This window comes from Burkholderia sp. Ax-1719 (assembly GCF_011753055.1).
Classification (GTDB): Bacteria; Pseudomonadota; Gammaproteobacteria; order Burkholderiales; family Burkholderiaceae; genus Paraburkholderia.
The window spans coordinates 1-15793 of record NZ_VWWJ01000051.1 but is presented as its reverse complement, the minus strand read 5'-3'; the positions used below and the strand labels follow the sequence as shown (position 1 = coordinate 15793).

The 15793-nt window shown below is 65.0% G+C and carries 13 protein-coding genes and 1 pseudogene; 10 read left to right on the top strand and 4 right to left on the bottom strand.

Annotated features, from left to right (window positions below):
- Positions 1 to 21 precede the first annotated feature (21 nt).
- A complete protein-coding gene (locus F3J17_RS35390) occupies positions 22 to 1083 on the bottom strand; it encodes a ParB/RepB/Spo0J family partition protein (protein WP_167070398.1) in 1062 nt (353 codons plus the stop codon).
- 24 nt (positions 1084 to 1107) lie between these two features.
- Positions 1108 to 1770, bottom strand: a complete 663-nt coding sequence (parA, locus tag F3J17_RS35385) for a ParA family partition ATPase (protein ID WP_167070396.1) — start codon at positions 1768 to 1770, stop codon at positions 1108 to 1110.
- 552 nt (positions 1771 to 2322) lie between these two features.
- On the opposite strand from parA, the gene arsC reads away from it, so the two are divergent.
- The 3 genes from arsC (at position 2323) to F3J17_RS35370 (ending at position 5039) form a co-directional block, all read left to right on the top strand.
- Positions 2323 to 2679 (top strand): arsenate reductase (glutaredoxin), encoded by a 357-nt coding sequence (gene arsC, locus F3J17_RS35380; RefSeq protein ID WP_167070394.1) that lies wholly within the window; start codon positions 2323 to 2325, stop codon positions 2677 to 2679.
- A 92-nt stretch (positions 2680 to 2771) separates the two neighbouring features.
- Positions 2772 to 4148, top strand: a complete 1377-nt coding sequence (locus F3J17_RS35375; RefSeq protein ID WP_167070392.1) for a gluconate:H+ symporter — start codon at positions 2772 to 2774, stop codon at positions 4146 to 4148.
- 336 nt (positions 4149 to 4484) lie between these two features.
- Positions 4485 to 5039 carry an NADPH-dependent FMN reductase gene (locus F3J17_RS35370; RefSeq protein WP_167070390.1) on the top strand — a complete coding sequence of 185 codons (555 nt, stop codon included), beginning with the start codon at positions 4485 to 4487 and terminating at the stop codon, positions 5037 to 5039.
- Positions 5040 to 5102: 63 nt separating this feature from the next.
- Here F3J17_RS35370 and F3J17_RS35365 read toward each other — a convergent pair whose 3' ends face one another.
- Complete coding sequence (locus F3J17_RS35365) at positions 5103 to 5900, bottom strand: hypothetical protein (RefSeq protein WP_167070388.1); 798 nt, start codon at positions 5898 to 5900, stop codon at positions 5103 to 5105.
- A gap of 103 nt (positions 5901 to 6003) precedes the next feature.
- Entirely contained in the window at positions 6004 to 8310 is a 2307-nt protein-coding gene (locus F3J17_RS35360; RefSeq protein WP_167070426.1) for a hybrid sensor histidine kinase/response regulator, read from the bottom strand.
- A 734-nt stretch (positions 8311 to 9044) separates the two neighbouring features.
- Here F3J17_RS35360 and F3J17_RS35355 point away from each other — a divergent pair.
- The 7 genes and pseudogenes from F3J17_RS35355 to F3J17_RS35325 all read left to right on the top strand — a co-directional run.
- The gene (locus F3J17_RS35355) at positions 9045 to 9413 is read left to right on the top strand and encodes a response regulator (RefSeq protein ID WP_027820392.1); all 369 of its coding nucleotides are present in this window, start codon (positions 9045 to 9047) and stop codon (positions 9411 to 9413) included.
- The gene (locus F3J17_RS35350) at positions 9406 to 10029 is read left to right on the top strand and encodes a chemotaxis protein CheC (RefSeq protein WP_027820393.1); all 624 of its coding nucleotides are present in this window, start codon (positions 9406 to 9408) and stop codon (positions 10027 to 10029) included. The genes F3J17_RS35355 and F3J17_RS35350 overlap by 8 nt, the downstream gene beginning before the upstream one ends.
- Positions 10026 to 10982, top strand: coding sequence for a sensor domain-containing diguanylate cyclase (locus F3J17_RS35345; protein ID WP_167070386.1), 957 nt, complete (start codon positions 10026 to 10028; stop codon positions 10980 to 10982). Before F3J17_RS35350 ends, F3J17_RS35345 begins: the two co-directional genes overlap by 4 nt.
- 336 nt (positions 10983 to 11318) lie before the next feature.
- Positions 11319 to 12170 (top strand): presqualene diphosphate synthase HpnD, encoded by an 852-nt coding sequence (gene hpnD / locus F3J17_RS35340; protein WP_167070384.1) that lies wholly within the window; start codon positions 11319 to 11321, stop codon positions 12168 to 12170.
- On the top strand, positions 12170 to 13420 hold the full coding sequence (gene hpnE / locus F3J17_RS35335; protein WP_167070382.1) for a hydroxysqualene dehydroxylase HpnE: 1251 nt from the start codon (positions 12170 to 12172) through the stop codon (positions 13418 to 13420). Before hpnD ends, hpnE begins: the two co-directional genes overlap by 1 nt.
- A 36-nt stretch (positions 13421 to 13456) precedes the next feature.
- Positions 13457 to 15490, top strand: a complete 2034-nt coding sequence (gene shc / locus F3J17_RS35330; RefSeq protein ID WP_167070424.1) for a squalene--hopene cyclase — start codon at positions 13457 to 13459, stop codon at positions 15488 to 15490.
- A gap of 17 nt (positions 15491 to 15507) precedes the next feature.
- Positions 15508 to 15793: pseudogene (locus F3J17_RS35325) on the top strand (hypothetical protein); the annotation flags it as partial.

The window sequence follows — 15793 nt, the reverse complement described above, 5'->3', positions numbered from 1 at the left end:
TTTTCATTTGCTGACGGCTCTTTACTTCGCCTTGAGCATCTCTTCGATCTGGTGAAGGATGGCGTCGCGCCGGTCCTTCGTCAGCCCTTTGAGTCGCAACTCCAGGCGATCGTCGCCATACGACTTGAGATCGCCCACCGATACGCCGTCGAATTTGATCTCCATTCGCTGCGCGTAGCGCTGCCGCCCTGCCGGCTTGGGATTCTCCTGCGGCGTTGCGCGGCCCTTGACGATGTCGGCGACCTGACGCGTGCTGAGGTCGTCGGCGAGGATCCGGTTGATGAGCCGCAGCGTCGCATCGGTGCCGCGTGCGCCGTGATATCGCCCAACCTGATACGCCATGTTCGAACCGAAGCGATCCGGGCGCGCAACCATCTCCTGCATCACCGTCTCCGGCAGTTTGCCGATCGAGAGCGCCACCGCAACGGTCGACTCGTCTAGGCCGAGATGTTCCGCCAGTTCACGCTGACTCTGAAAATGCTTGTCGTCGATGAAGCGCTTCCAGACCACGGCATTGTCGAACACCGTCTGCGAATCGCGCTGCACGTTGAGGTCATAGCCGAGCTTGTAGCTCTGCAGGCCGATGGGCAGATCGACGACGATCGCCTTGACGACTTCCTTGTTGGCGTCCTTCAGCGCCCGCACGCGGCGTCCGCCATCGCTCACGAAGTAACTGCCCGGCGCGGCGTAATCGGGGATCACGTGGATAGCCTGCTGCTGCCCCTGCTTCGCGAGGTTCACGGCCAGTTCGGCAATCGACGACTTCAGGTAGAAGTGGCGCGGATTGAACGGGCTGGGTTTGATCGCCTTCAGCGGCAGTTCGATGATCTGACCGGGGCGATAGCCCTGATCGATACGCCACGCGCGATATTCGGCGGATTCGTGCTCGGCCGCGGCGACGTCGTCGTCCGTCGCGCTGACCATCGGTTCGGGTTGGCTCGCACGGCCAACCGGCTCGCGCGTCTTCGGCTTGTCTTCAACGAGGCCGTCAATGGCGTTGAGGCGATCGAGCGCCGTACGCTTTTCGCTGCTCGTCGTGTCGGGCCGGGCCTGGAAACCCTTGGCAAATTGAGAGGACTTCATTCAGGTTCCTTTATGCGCATAAAGTCAGGAGAGCATCTCCGCGATCTCGTCGGCGCAGGCACGCACTTCGACCGCAGCGAGCCGCGCTCCGCGATCGTTCATCTGCAGAACGGTCTGGCCGAGAGCCATCGCCTGCTTGTACGCCTCGCGGGTGGGGATCTGCGTCTTGAGCAAAGGAAAACCGAGTTCTTCCAGCGCGCGCTTGAGTTCGCGCGTGAGCATGCGTTTCTCTTCGGTCTTGTTCAGCAGGAACACGGCCTTGAGGTCTTCGTTCATGACCTGCGCCTGCTGCACCAGCTTCACGAGGCCAACGCTCGACCAGTAATCGGCCGGCGATGACGACGTGGGAATCACGGCAATGGTCGCGGCGAGGAGAACAACGCCCGAGACCTTTTCGGTGATCGACGGCGGACAGTCGACGACGATGATGTCGTAGTCCCCGATGAACTTCTTGATCTCGCGGTGGATCTGGCCACCGGCTTCAGAGAGATTGACCACCGGAAACGGGATGCCAACGTCGCCGTCAGCGGATGCGCTTGCCCAGTGAACCAGCGTGTTCTGGCCGTCGGCATCGACCACGAGTACGCGCTTCCCTCTTTCATGAAATGCTGCGCCGAGATGCATCGCGATCGTGCTCTTGCCGACCCCGCCCTTCTGCTGCGTGACTGCGATTATCTCTGCTGCCAATTGATTTTCTCCTTTTGCTAATTGTTTTGGATTTTACCTGGATTGAGTTGTGATTCAACGGCAGACGCCTGATTTTCGTCGTGCGGAAGCGGATCATTGGCCGTTCGGCTGAGGTTTATGCGCATAAAGGCCCCGCGATGCCCAGTCAGGAGACTGATGAGGTTGAGACGCTGCGGGTTGGCGTGAAGAGAGCTGGCAAGAGAAGCACTGGGTCGCGCCCGAAATTTATGCGCATAAAGTCACGGCGACTGATGACAGGGAGTGACGTAGTGATGCTCAGACAGCGTACCGAAGATGATCGACGAAAGACTCGCTCTCACGATCACGAGCCAGCTTTATGCGCATAAAGCGCCAGACAATGTCCACGATGTCGCATGTCGAACGTGTCGCCTCCCCTGCTGCCTTTCGGCACCCGCCAGCCACCGCCGCGATTCTTTATGCGCATAAAGCGCGGTGTCCCTTACGCACACCCGCCGGTAAAATCACTGCCGCCAGCAGCGTTCCTCTGGAACGGCTCTGCTCCCCTCCAACTCGACTTCCCTACCCACGTCCATGATCACCGTCTATCACAACCCTCGCTGCTCGAAGTCCCGCGCAACCTGCGAACTGTTGGCCAGCGCCAACGCCGCCAATGAGCCTGTTGAAGTTGTCGAATATCTGAAGACCCCGCTCACCGTCCAGCAACTCACGTCGCTTCACGCTCTGCTCGGCGGCCCGCTGCGCGACATGATGCGTACGAACGAAACCGAATACACGGAACTCGCCCTCAGCGAAGAAGGCGTGACGGACGCGCAACTCTACGAAGCCATCGCAAAGCACCCGATCCTGCTCCAACGCCCGATCGTCGTTCGTAACGGCCGCGCAGTGATCGGCCGCCCGCCGGAAAATGTCGCCGCACTGTTTGCCTGAGACGCGCAAAAAGATCGACCCAGACAGTCGGGCAATGCTGTACTCCGCCCTCCCCTAACCGCAGTGACACCTGAACGATCATCGAGAATCCTGTGGAGTCCCTTGCTACCCTATCCGCGTGGTCATTTCACGACACACGCCTGATCCTTTCCTGCGTGCTCGGCCTTGCGCTGATCATCATTCTGATCAGCGTCCTCAAGCTCGCGCCATTTCTCTCCATCCTCGTCGGTACGTTCGCTGCGGGATTTGCCGCGGGCGTGCCACTCGAAGGCGTCGCAAGCGCCTTCAGTAAAGGCGCCGGCGCATTGCTCGGCGACGTCGGCATCATCATCGCGCTCGGTGCCATGCTCGGGGCCTTGATGGCCGAATCGGGCGCAGCCGACCGGCTGGTTTCCACCTTGCTCGATCATTCGACGCCGCGCACCCTGCCGTGGATGATGTCGCTGGTTGCGGTCATCATCGGCTTGCCACTGTTCTTTGAAGTCGGCCTCGTGATGATGGTGCCGATCATCTTCGTGATGGCGCGTCGTTCGCAGCAGCCGATCCTGCGTATTGCCATTCCGGCGCTGGCGGGCATGACGACCTTGCACGCCCTGCTGCCCCCGCACCCGGGTCCGCTGATTGCCGTCAGCGCATTGCACGCGGATCTCGGCATCACGCTTGGCTTTGGCATTCTGGTGGCGATTCCGGCCGTGATCCTCGCGGGCCCGCTCTATGGCTCGTGGCTCTCGCGTCGCATGCAGGTCGCCGAACCCGAAGATCTTGGCAAACTTTTCACGAGTCATGATCCGCAACTGGCTGCACCCGGTTTTGGTGTTTCCCTGCTGACGATCCTGTTGCCCGCGATGCTGATGCTCTGCCGCACCGTCGCGAAGCTCGCGCTTCATCCCGATACCGTTGCCTTCAACGTGCTCAATTTCCTCGGTGAGCCGTTGATCGCGCTGGGTCTCACCGTTCTGTTTGCTATCGTTGCACTCGGCTGGTCGCGCGGCATGGCGCGGGATCGCGTCGGCAATATCCTGCGCAAGAGTCTGCCGCCGATCGCCGGTCTGCTGCTGACCATCGGCGCGGGTGGTGGTCTCAAGCAGACGCTCGTGCTGGCCGGCATCAGCACGACCATCAGCAAGATTGCCGTCGGTGCGCATCTGCCGCTGCTGCTGCTCGCCTGGCTCATCGCCGTGGCGCTGCGCCAGGCCACCGGCTCGGCAACGGTTGCGACCACGGCGACCGCCGGCATCGTCGCGCCCGTCGTCACCGGCTTGAGCGCGACGCACAATTCGCTGATGGCGCTCGCCATCGGCGCGGGTTCCGTGTTCTTCTGCCACGTCAACGACGCCGGCTTCTGGATGGTGCGCGAGTACTTCGGTCTCAAGCTCAAACAGACCGTGTTCGTGTGGTCGATCCTGCAGACCATTGTGTCCGTGGTCGGGCTGGTGCTCACGCTCGCGCTCTGGAGTGTGCTCACCTGAGCGTGCACGCAGGGCTGCGAAGCCCTGCCCTGCCGCTTGCTTCGGGGCGCGCGCCGGACACCGAGCGCGCGCCCCGACCACGCTGCACAAAACACAGGCGCCCTCTTCCGCCCACCCGATCCCGATACTTTGCCGATGCCACCGGCCTTCGGGCAAAGTTGCTCACAAGGTTATCCACGAAATCTGTGGATAAATCCGCCGCCGCATGACTTGTCCACAACCCCTCCCCCGCGCCTGGACACCGAGGCCTATGCGAGTCGGCACTCGCGCCTATGATGTCGGTTCTCTACCCTGCGCTTCGCGCGCGCTTTCGGGAATCCCGAGGAGGACACTGAGATGGCCTATCAAGTTGCGGTCGTGGTTGGCAGTCTGCGCAAGGAATCGTTCAACCGTCAGCTCGCGCATGCCGTGACGTCACTGGCGCCCGCCGAATTTTCTTTCGAGTTTCTCGACATTGGCGCGCTGCCGCTCTATAGCCAGGATTACGACGCTGACTATCCCGAAGTCGCGCGTCAGTTCAAGCAAAAAATCGAAGCCGCCGATGCGCTGCTGTTCGTGACGCCCGAATACAACCGCTCGATTCCCGGCGTGCTGAAGAATGCGATCGATTGGGGTTCGCGTCCGTGGGGCAAGAATTCGTGGTCCGGAAAACCGGGAGCGGTACTGGGCACGTCGCCGGGCGCGATTGGCACGGCGCTTTCACAGGCGCATCTGCGCAATGTGCTGGCCTATCTCGATGTGGCGATGCTCGGTCAGCCCGAGATGTTCATCAAGCACGACGCGAGCCGGATCAACGAGAAAGGCGAAATCGTGAGCGACGACACGCGCAAATTTCTGCAGACCTTCGTCGATCGCTATGCGGAATGGGTGAAGCGGCAACTCGGCCGCTGAGCGCGAACCTCGACACAGCGAAGGCTCGCACGTCAGACGCACGAGCCTTCGCCTTCAAGACGCTCAATGCAAAGTCGGAGGCGTACCGGTCACGGGCCGATCCGGCGCATCGGATGCACGGTGGTCGTGTGAATCCTCTTCGTATTCGATGAATTCGTCTGGAATGCGCGGCGCGCTCGTGCTGGTTGCTTGCGTCGCCTGAGGCGCGCCGGGTACGTCGACTCGTACATGCGTCTCCCGGGCCGCGGCGGGCGAACCCATCACCGCGCCTGCGCCTGGCGCACTCGCCGAGGCCAGCACCGTGGCTTCCGCTTCGTTCACCGGACGCCCCTCGGCGGCCATATGCTCGGGGCTGACCGCTGCCATGGGCGGCTGAGGCTCGACAACGTCGGCCGGAGCCGAGCGGCGTCGCATCGCCTCGGCGATACCGGCAAGGCCCAGTTCTTCGAGCGCCGAATGTTCCCGCACGACCGGATCCGCATCCGCCGACGCCCACGTCCAGCTCCCACCGCGAATCGCCACTTCGAGCGCGTGTTCGTCGCGCAGCGTCTCGCGTGCGAGATCGGCGTGCGCCTCGTCGCTGACCCGCACGCCAATCAGCACGTTGCCTTCGGGCATGGCGGCAGCGCCCGCCGCGCCAGGTGCGTGGGGCGCGGGTTCGGGCACGGCGCCCGCATTGGCGCGCACGTCGCCGGTGGTGGAGAAAAAGCTGGAGACGAGCCGCTCGATGCCCGCCAGCACGCCGGCTTCATGCACGGGCAATTCGATGTCGCTCGCCGGGAAACCGCGTTGGAGCAGCGCCTGTTGCGCATGCTGAGCGGCGTCATAGGTCTCGAACAGACCGGTCACGGTTTGTCTCATGGCTCACTCACTCCTCGTGGTTACAGGGCAATGGTGTCGCAATCCGCATGCCACGGACCCGGCGCAGTCCCACACAATCGCACGATTTGAGCAGGAGCGTGATCTAGAGCGTCGCGTCCCGTTCCCGCCGCCCGCGCGCCTGGCGTTCGCGCTGGATCGCTTCGAGCATTTTCTCCAGTAGCGCGATATCAAAAGGCTTCGACAGCACACGCACGTCCACATGGCGTGCGCGTTCGAGTTCTTCCGCGTAGCCGGTCACAAGGATCACGGGCAGCGTGGGATCGCGCTTTTGCAGCGCTTCCGCGAGATCGATGCCGTTCATTTCGCCCGGCATGTGGATGTCCGACAGCACGAGATCGAAGTACGGCGCGTCGGCGTCATCCAGGCGATCCGCACGCGCCGCATCGACGAGCGTGAGCGCGCTCGCCGCGTCGCTCGCGCAGGTGACGTGATGATCCATCATCTGCAGCAGCGCCTCGGTGCCTGCCGCGACTTCGTCGTTGTCCTCGACCAGCAGCACGCGCAGGCCTTGCGGCAGATTCGTGCTGTCCTCGCGTGGCGCGGGCTCGCGTTTCGGCGCAGGCGCGGCGGCCGCGCGCGGCAGATACAGATGCACCGACGTGCCAGCGCCGATCGCACTGTCGATCGCGGCAAGTCCGCCCGAGCGCTCGCAGAACGCGAACACCTGCGGCAGCCCGAGACCGGTGCCCATGCCCTTCGGCTTGGTCGTGTAGAGCGGCTCGAACGCGCGGGCGAGCACATCGTGCGACATGCCGACGCCCGTGTCTTCCAGTGAAACGTGTACGAAATCGCCGTCGAGCGGGAAGCCCTCCCCCGGCCGGAACGCCATGTTGTGCGCGTGCACGGTGAAGCGGCCGCCGTTGGGCATCGCATCGCGTGCGTTCACGGCCAGATTGATAAGTGCGAGTTCGAACTCGGCGACGTCGACTAATACCGGCCAGACGTCCTCGTCGAGATCGACGACGAGCGACACCTTCGCGCCCAGCGACGCGCGCAGCAGTTCCCGGCACGCGGGCAGCCAGCGGCCGACGTGGATGGTTTCGTTGCGCAGCGGCTGCTTGCGCGCGACGCCGAGCAACTGGCGCGTGAGCGACTGGCCGCTCTTGAGCGCGCGCTCGACCGCCGACAGCTCGCGGTCCAGACCCGCCGTGCCGCGCCGGCGCGCGATCTGCACATTGGCGGAGACGATCATCAGCAGATTGTTGAAGTCGTGCGCGACGCTGCCGACCAGATTGCCGAGCGCTTCCATCTTGCGCGACTGCCGGTAGGCCGATTCGATCGAGCGTCGCATCGACGCTTCGGCCTGCCAGCGCTCCCACGCTTCCTCTTCGGCGGCGAGGCGGCGCAGCGACAACCAGATCACGCACCACAGCGCAATCGACGGCGTGAACATCGAAATCAGCAGCACGCTCAGATGCCGATACCACCCAGCCCAGATCGCCGAGGCGCGATAGGCGCAGGTCACGTAGACCGGATACGCGCCCACCCGTCGGAACGCCACGATGGCATTGCCGCCGAGCAATTGCGAATGCATGCGCACGACGCCGGAATCCTTGCCGAGCGCGAGTGCGGCGGCGAACGGCGTGCCGGGCGTGACGGTATCGGGGACCGCCGCGCTGGACGCCGCGTGCGCAGTGGCCGCTGCGCGCGGCGGCGGTTCGAACGCGAGAATCGCGCCGTCGCTGCGCACGAGGCCGAGCGCCATTGGCGAGTCGTCGCCGAGCAACTCGCTGTAGAACTTGTTGAAGTAACGCGGGCGCAGCGCCACCGAAACCAGACCGGCGAACTGCCCCGCCGCGTCGTGGCGCGCTATGCCGGTGTTGAATACGGTTTCGCCGCTCACCTGCCCCACCATCACGCGCGAAACGTGGTCGAGCACATGGCCGGCGCGAATGCCGACGAAGTCGTCGCGCGTCGCAATCGAAACGGGCGGCGGCGGCGAGTAACGGCTGCTTGCGAGCAACTGGCCATTGCGGCCGAAGATCGACACGGCCGCCACCTGCGGATAGCCGCCGCCAATCGCGTCGAGTTTTTCGTGGATCTGCGCTTCGTTCGCGCGGATGCCGTCGTCGTCGAGTTCTTCCACGCCATCGACGATGCGCGCATCGAGCGCGTCGTTCATGTCGAACACCTTGAGCGCGTGCTCCTCGGCCACGCGCACGGTGCGCAGCGTGACGTCGGTGGCGTCGGCTTCGCGCGTGCGCAGGTCGCTCCACGCCATCGTCGCGACGTAGACGCAGGGCAGCACGATCGCGGCAAGCAGCAGCGCGATCAGGGTGCGCCGGCGCACCGTGAAGTCGTGGCCGGGCGCCGCCGGAAAAGGTGCTTCGTCGGTGCGCGGGGACGGCTGCAAACGGTCGTCTGGCCCTGCGGGCCGGTCGGGAATCATCGTACGGAAAAGGCTGGAAGACGCTGCGGAGCGTTTGACATCGCTTTTGAGATCGCTGTTGACATGATAAACGACCACGCTGGCCTCGCCGCGTTCAAGAAGCCTTCACTCGATCATGCATTTCGCATGCGAACGTATTCATTCGGTACGGGTATAGGCAAAGTAAGGCGATTTTTCCGCCAGAGATGTCGATTGCGCGAAAATCCGTGTAGCGCAAACGTACACAAAAGGATAATCTGCGGACTTTAATTAAGGGATCGATCATTTATTTCCCGAAAGCCTTGAAAATAAGTCGTTTTCGTTCGCTGAACGATTATCGTCGAGTTGCATTTGTTTCCATTTGCTTCGAGAATCCCGAACACGCTAAATAACATTCCCCGAATTGGGTGTTGTTTACGGTGCCGATGGGTGCTTTTCGATCTGTAAGCCGGGATGGAAAACCGACACCACCCGGCATAAAAAGGGGTTGCTTCCGTCAGGCTGGCGAGGGTTGCCGCTGCTGCCGGGCCGCCCGGCGTCACGCACGCTGACGGCCTTTGCTGCTTCCCATCGACTGTCCGGGCGCCTGCCCATCCTTTTCGTCGAAACGGCGAAAGGCATGCCAGCTGGCCGCCGAAACGCGGACGATTCCATGCTTTAAGCATAAAATGCGCGCACCCCCTAAAGCTTTTGCGCGCGCCGCCGTTAATACGTCTTAACGCATTCCGTCCAACGCACACTCACTCCGCATATCCATGTCCTTACCCATCGTGATCGCCGACGATTCGCTGCTGGCCCGCAAGGTGCTCACGAAGGCGCTCCCCGAGGACTGGGACGTCGAGATTTCCTACGCGTCGAACGGGAAAGAAGCGCTGGCGCACTATCGCGCCGGGCGTGCACCGGTCATGTTTCTCGACCTCACGATGCCCGACATGACGGGCTTCCAGGTTCTCGAAGCGCTCCAGCACGAGGACCTCAACACCTTCGTGATCGTCGTTTCCGCCGATGTCCAGCCGCGCGCCCAGGAGCGCGCGCTGGCGCTTGGCGCGATGGCGTTTGTGCCGAAGCCGGTCACCCAGGAAGCGCTGCTACCCATCCTGAAGGAGTACGGGTTGTATGCCTGATCGAGTGTTCACGGAACTGCAGCGCGACGCCCTGCAGGAGATCGCCAATCTCGGCATGGGTCAGGCGGCTACGCGCCTGTCCGGCCTGCTCAACGCGTTCATCGAACTGTCGGTGCCGCGGGTGCGCGTGGTGGCGGTGCGCGAGGCGGCGCAGGCGCTACGCGAGATGACCGGCATCGACGGCCCGGTAACGGCGGTGCGACAGGGCTTTCGCTCCGAAATCAAGGGCGAGGCGCTGGTGATCTGCCGCAGCGGCGAGATCGGCGAACTGGGCGCGCTGGTGGGCGGCCCGTTCGCAGAATCGGCGTGGGACGCGCTGACGGAACAGGAACTGATTTTCGACGTGGCGAACGTGCTCACGGGCGCGTGCGTGTCGTCGATGCTCGACCAGCTCGGGCGGCTGCCGGTGTTTTCGCAGCCGGGCTTGCTCGGCGAGGCCGTTACGCTCGACGAAGTGTTCCAGCCGGGGCTGCTTGCCTGGGATCTGGCGCTGCTCGTCGAAGTCAATTTCGCGCTGGAAGACCAGCGCTTCCGTGCGCATCTCGTCATGCTGATGGCCGAGGAGTCGATTTATCATGTGAGCCGCGCCATTGACGCCATGCTCCATAGCCTATGACTACCCCCGCTTCATCGCCTTCGCTCTCTGACCTCGTCGCGGAGCGTGTTGGTTTCGGCATCTTCGTGCTCGATCGCGAGATGAACGTGCTGATGTGGAATCGCTTCATGCAGGATCACAGCGGCGTGCCGGCCGAAGACGTGATCGGCCGCCCGGTCTTCGAGCGTTTCCCCGAACTGCCCCGCGCCTGGCTCGCGCGCAAGGTCGAGAGCGTATTCCAGCTCGGCAGCTTTGCGTTCAGCTCGTGGGAGCAGCGCCCCTACCTGTTCCGCTTCGATCACGACCGGCCCATTACGGGCGGCGTCGATTACATGCAGCAGGACTGCACCTTCATGCCGCTCATGCGCGAGCGCGAAGTGATCGCCGTTTGCGTGACGATCACCGACGTCACCCACGTGAGCGTGATGCAGCGCGAGCGTGAGGAAGCCGTCACCAAGCTGCGCGAATACGCCGATCGCGACGGTCTCACCGGCATCGGCAACCGGCGCTATTTCGAAACGCGTCTGGCCGAGGAATTCTCGCGCTGGCAGCGTTACGGCGGCGAGATGTCGGTGCTGCTGTTCGATCTCGACCACTTCAAGAAAATCAACGACGAATTCGGCCACGTGGCCGGCGACACGGTGCTGCGCACGATGGCGCAGCGCGTGGCGGGCGTGGTGCGCAAGGAAGATATTTTCGGGCGCTTCGGCGGCGAGGAGTTCGCGCTGCTGCTGCCGTGCACGCCGCTTGACGACGCCATGCACGTAGCCGAAAAGATCCGCCATACGATCGGCGATACGCCGGTGGATGTGCAGGGCGATGTCGTGGCCGTGACGGCGAGCGTGGGCGCGGCTTCGGCGCGGCCGGGCTCGAACGATTACGAAGTGATGATCAACGAGGCCGATGCCGCGCTCTACAGCGCCAAGCGGCAGGGCCGCAACCGCTCGGTGGTGCTGCTGCACGAGCTGAATTAGCTCCTCGAACGGGATCGCGCTTTCTGGTGCGATTACCTCGGTAATCGGCGAAATTAGCCGATTATCGCCACAAATTTCGCACGCAAGGTGCGAAATCACGGGCCGGCGGCGCTTGCCGCCCGTTCCGGTCCTTATTTCCGGCGCGTTTCCCGAATGCCCCCAACTGCGGCGGCAGGCAAAGGTTGATATACTTTTGGCCGTTTCCGGCCTCGGACCCTGAACGGCGTTCCGACAGGGCCGGTGCCTCGCGCGTGTCCGCGCGCGCGGGCGACCCGCAGCACGCGGGCCCGAATATCTGTAACGCCCCGTCGAGGGCGCCCCCCAGCGGAGATCGTCTTGGCCGTTTCCAACCTCGTCGTGGACGATACACATCAGACCGATGCTGCCGCCGCTTCGTCGGGCAGCTCGTTTTATCTGGCGATGCGAATCCTGCCGGCTGCGCAGCGCGACGCCATGTATCAGGTCTACGCCTTTTGCCGCGCTGTCGACGACATCGCGGATAGCGACCTGCCGCGCGCCGAGCGTGCGGCGGGGCTCGACCAATGGCGCGCCGATATCGACGCCTGCTATGCCGGCACGCCGCGCGCCTCGCTCGCGGCGCTCACGCGCCACATCCATACCTTCGGTCTGCAGCGCGAGGATTTCCACGCGATGATCGACGGCATGGCCATGGACGCCGCCGAAGACATCTGCGCGCCGGACGAAGACACGCTCGACCTGTACTGCGACCGTGTCGCGAGTGCGGCGGGCCGTCTGTCGGTGAGAATTTTCGGGATGCAGGACGAGCCAGGCCGCCTGCTCTCGCATCACCTCGGGCGCGCGCTGCAGCTCACCAACATCCTGCGCGACATCGACGAAGACGCCGATATCCGCCGCTGCTACCTGCCGCGCGAACTGCTCGCGCGCGAAGGCATCGCGGCGACCACTCCGCACCAGATCGCCGCCGATCCGTCGCTGCCGCGCGTGTGCGCAACGCTGGTCGAGCGCGCGCTCAAGCATTTCGCCGAAGCCGACGCGATCATGGACCGCACGCCGCGTGTGCAGGTCAAGGCGCCGCGCATCATGTCGGGCGTCTATCGCGTGCTGCTCGAGCGCACCGTGGATCGCGGCTTCGACCTGCCGCGTCCGAAGGTCGTCAAACCGCGCGCGCGGCTCATGTGGATCGTGGCGCGCTACGCGCTGTTCTGATGCCCCGGCTCGTCCACGTGATCGGCGCGGGGCTCGCGGGTCTCGCGGCGGCCGTCCGGTTGCAGCGGCGTGGCGTGCAGATCGCACTGCACGAAGCCGCCGGACAGGCAGGTGGACGATGCCGTTCGTACTATGACCGCACGCTGGCGGCCACGCTCGACAGCGGCAACCACGTGGTGCTGGCGGGCCACGGAGAAACGCTCGAATACGCGCGTGCGATCGGCGCCGCCGACGCGTTCACCGGCCCGGACGAGCCTGCTTTCGCTTTCATGGATCTGGCGGCGCGCTCGCGCTGGAGCGTGCGTTTTTCGCGCTCGCGCCTGCCCCTGTGGATCGCCGACGCCAATGCGCGCGTGCCCGATACGCGCCTGCCCGACTATCTGACCGTGCTGCCGCTGCTGTTTGCGAGGCCCGGCCGCACCGTCGCGCAGACCATGCCGTGCGCGGGGCCGCTCTGGGAGCGTCTGCTGCGTCCGCTCTATCTCTGCGCGCTCAATATCGAGCCGCGCGAAGCGAGCGCGGAACTGGCGGGTGCGATGCTGCGCGAAGCGCTTTCCATCGGCGGCGAGGCATTCCGGCCGCTGACGGCGCGCCACGGCCTGTCGAGCGCCTTTATCGATCCGGCGCTGCGCATGCTGCAACACGGCGGCGCGGCCATCCGCCTCGATTCGCCGCTGCAAGGCATGGCCTTCGACGAGGCGTCGCGTCGCGCGGTTGCGCTCGATTTCGACAGTGGCCGCGTCCTGCTGGGCGCGGACGAAGCCGTCGTGCTGGCGGTGCCGGGCGCCGCGGCCGCTGCGCTGGTGCCGCAGCTTCAGGCGCCGCAGGAACATACGGCGATCATCACCGTGCATTTCGCCGTCGAGCCGCCGCCGGGGCTCGCCACGCCGATGGTTCTGATCAACGGCACCGCTGGCTGGCTCAACGCCGCGCCGGGGCGCCTGAGCGCGACGATTCACGATGCCGGTACACTGCTGCGCCTCGCGCCCGATGAACTCGCGCCGCGGGTCTGGGCCGACGTGGCGGCTGCCGCGTCGCTGCCCGTGCAGCCGCTGCCCGCGTGGCAGATCGCAAGCGATGCGCAGGCGGTGTTCGCCGCCACGCCGCAAGAGGAACTGCGCCGCCCGTCGGCGCGCACCCGCTGGAACAATTTGACGCTCGCGGGCGACTGGACGGCTACCGGTCTGCCCGCGTCGATCGAAGGCGCAATCCGCTCGGGCCGCAAGGCCGCGGATCTGCTCCTGTCTTGACACCAGGATGTACCGATGAACGATCTCTCCCAGGCCATGCCGGCCGACGACCTCGCACACCGCGCCGCGCTCACGTCTGATGGCGACGACGCACCGCACTCCGCGGTGTCCGCCGAAGAACTGGCGCACGACGCCAGCGTGGCTGCGGGTCTCGACGACGCCGTCGCACGCGCGACCGACGCGATCCTCGCCGACCAGCGCGCCGACGGCCACTGGGTCTACGAACTCGAAGCCGACGCCACGATTCCCGCCGAATACGTGCTCCTCGTCCATTACCTGGGCGAGGAAGCGAACCTCGAACTCGAAGGCAAGATCGCGCGCTATCTGCGCCGCATCCAGCTGCCCGGCGGCGGCTGGCCGCTCTTCACCGACGGCGACATGGACGTGAGCGCGAGCATCAAGGCGTATTTCGCGCTGAAGATGATCGGCGACGCCGAAGACGCCGAGCACATGGTGCGCGCGCGCGAAGCGATCCTGGCGGCGGGCGGCGCGGAAAAGGCCAACGTCTTCACGCGCATCCTGCTCGCGCTGTTCGGCGTGGTCACGTGGTACGCAGTGCCGATGATGCCGGTCGAGATCATGCTGCTGCCCAAGTGGTTCCCGTTCCACCTCTCCAAAGTTTCGTACTGGGCGCGCACGGTGATCGTGCCGCTGCTCGTGCTGGGCGCGAAGCGGCCGGTCGCGAAGAACCCGCGCGGCGTGCGGATCGACGAACTGTTCCGCAGCGCGCCCGTCAGCACCGGCCTGAACGAGCGCGCGCCGCATCAAAGTCCTGGCTGGTTCGGCTTCTTCCGCGCCGTGGACGGCGTGCTGCGCGTGACCGATCCGCTGTTCCCGACGTACCTGCGCCAGCGCGCGATCGACGCGGCTGTGGCCTTCGTCGATGAACGGCTGAACGGCGAAGACGGCCTGGGCGCGATTTTCCCGGCCATGGCCAACGCAGTGATGATGTACGACGTGCTCGGCTATCCGGCCGATCACCCGCATCGCGCAATCGCGCGCCAGTCGGTCGAGAAGCTCGTCACGATCCACGCCGACGAAGCCTACGTACAGCCTTGCCTGTCGCCGATCTGGGACACGTCGCTGGCGGCCCATGCGCTGATCGAAACCGGCGACGCGCGCGCGCATCAGGCGGCGCGCCGCGGCCTCGAATGGCTGCTGCCGCTGCAGATTCTCGATCTGCGCGGCGACTGGATCTCGCGCCGTCCCGACGTGCGCCCGGGCGGCTGGGCGTTCCAGTACGCGAACCCGCATTACCCCGACGTCGACGACACGGCCGTGGTCGTGGCCGCGATGGAGCGCGTGGACAAGCTCGACAAAACCAGCGACTTCGACGAGCCGATCGCGCGTGCGCGCGAGTGGGTCGTCGGCATGCAGAGCAGCAACGGCGGCTGGGGCGCGTTCGAGCCGGAAAACACTCACGAGTATCTGAACAACATCCCCTTCTCGGATCACGGCGCCCTGCTCGATCCACCGACCGCCGATGTCTCGGGCCGCTGCCTGTCGATGCTCGCGCAGCTGGGCGAATCGCCCGTGTCGAGCGAACCGGCGCGGCGCGCCTACAACTACATCCTCGCCGAGCAGGAAGCCGACGGCAGCTGGTATGGCCGCTGGGGCATGAACTACATCTACGGCACGTGGACAGCGCTGTGCGCGCTCAACGCCGCCGGCCTGGAGCATCACGATTCGCGCATGCGGCGCGCCGCGCAGTGGCTCATCGCCATCCAGAACGACGACGGCGGCTGGGGCGAAGACGGCACCAGCTACAAGCTCGACTACCGCGGTTACGAACGCGCGGCGAGCACGGCCTCGCAGACGGCATGGGCGCTGCTCGGCCTGATGGCCGTAGGCGAAGTGAACCATCCGGCGGTCGCGCGCGGCATCGCGTGGCTTCAGGAAACGCAGCGCGAGCATGGCCTGTGGGACGAAACGCGCTTCACGGCGACGGGCTTCCCGCGCGTGTTCTATCTGCGCTACCACGGCTATCGCAAATTCTTCCCGCTGTGGGCGCTCGCGCGTTACCGCAACCTCAAGCGCGAAGGCGCGACGCTCGTGAAGGTCGGTCTGTGATGGCGGCGGTCGCAACGATGCAAACCCGTGGCGCGCTGCCTGTGATCGCCGTGACCGGCATGGCGTTCGAAGCGAGTATCGCGGCGGGCAAGGGCCGAGACGGCATCGAAGCCGTCTACGCCGCGCGCGCCGATCTGCTGGAGCGCGCGCTGACGGCGGCGCTGGACCGTGGCGCGGCGGGGGTGATCAGCTTTGGCACGGCTGGCGGGCTGGGGCCGGATCTGGAGCCGGGCACGCTGATCATCGCCGAGGCGGTCGATGGCCCGTTTGGCCGCGTCGAATGCGATCCGGCGTGGAGTGAGA

Excerpts from the sequence above, each read along its gene's own strand:
- F3J17_RS35390 (WP_167070398.1), bottom strand. The coding sequence starts at position 1,083 with ATGAAGTCCTCTCAATTTGCCAAGGGTTTCCAGGCCCGGCCCGACACG.
- arsC (WP_167070394.1), top strand. The coding sequence starts at position 2,323 with ATGATCACCGTCTATCACAACCCTCGCTGCTCGAAGTCCCGCGCAACC.
- F3J17_RS35370 (WP_167070390.1), top strand. The coding sequence starts at position 4,485 with ATGGCCTATCAAGTTGCGGTCGTGGTTGGCAGTCTGCGCAAGGAATCG.
- F3J17_RS35365 (WP_167070388.1), bottom strand. The coding sequence starts at position 5,900 with ATGAGACAAACCGTGACCGGTCTGTTCGAGACCTATGACGCCGCTCAG.
- F3J17_RS35360 (WP_167070426.1), bottom strand. The coding sequence starts at position 8,310 with ATGATTCCCGACCGGCCCGCAGGGCCAGACGACCGTTTGCAGCCGTCC.
- F3J17_RS35355 (WP_027820392.1), top strand. The coding sequence starts at position 9,045 with ATGTCCTTACCCATCGTGATCGCCGACGATTCGCTGCTGGCCCGCAAG.
- F3J17_RS35350 (WP_027820393.1), top strand. The coding sequence starts at position 9,406 with ATGCCTGATCGAGTGTTCACGGAACTGCAGCGCGACGCCCTGCAGGAG.
- F3J17_RS35345 (WP_167070386.1), top strand. The coding sequence starts at position 10,026 with ATGACTACCCCCGCTTCATCGCCTTCGCTCTCTGACCTCGTCGCGGAG.
- hpnE (WP_167070382.1), top strand. The coding sequence starts at position 12,170 with ATGCCCCGGCTCGTCCACGTGATCGGCGCGGGGCTCGCGGGTCTCGCG.
- shc (WP_167070424.1), top strand. The coding sequence starts at position 13,457 with ATGCCGGCCGACGACCTCGCACACCGCGCCGCGCTCACGTCTGATGGC.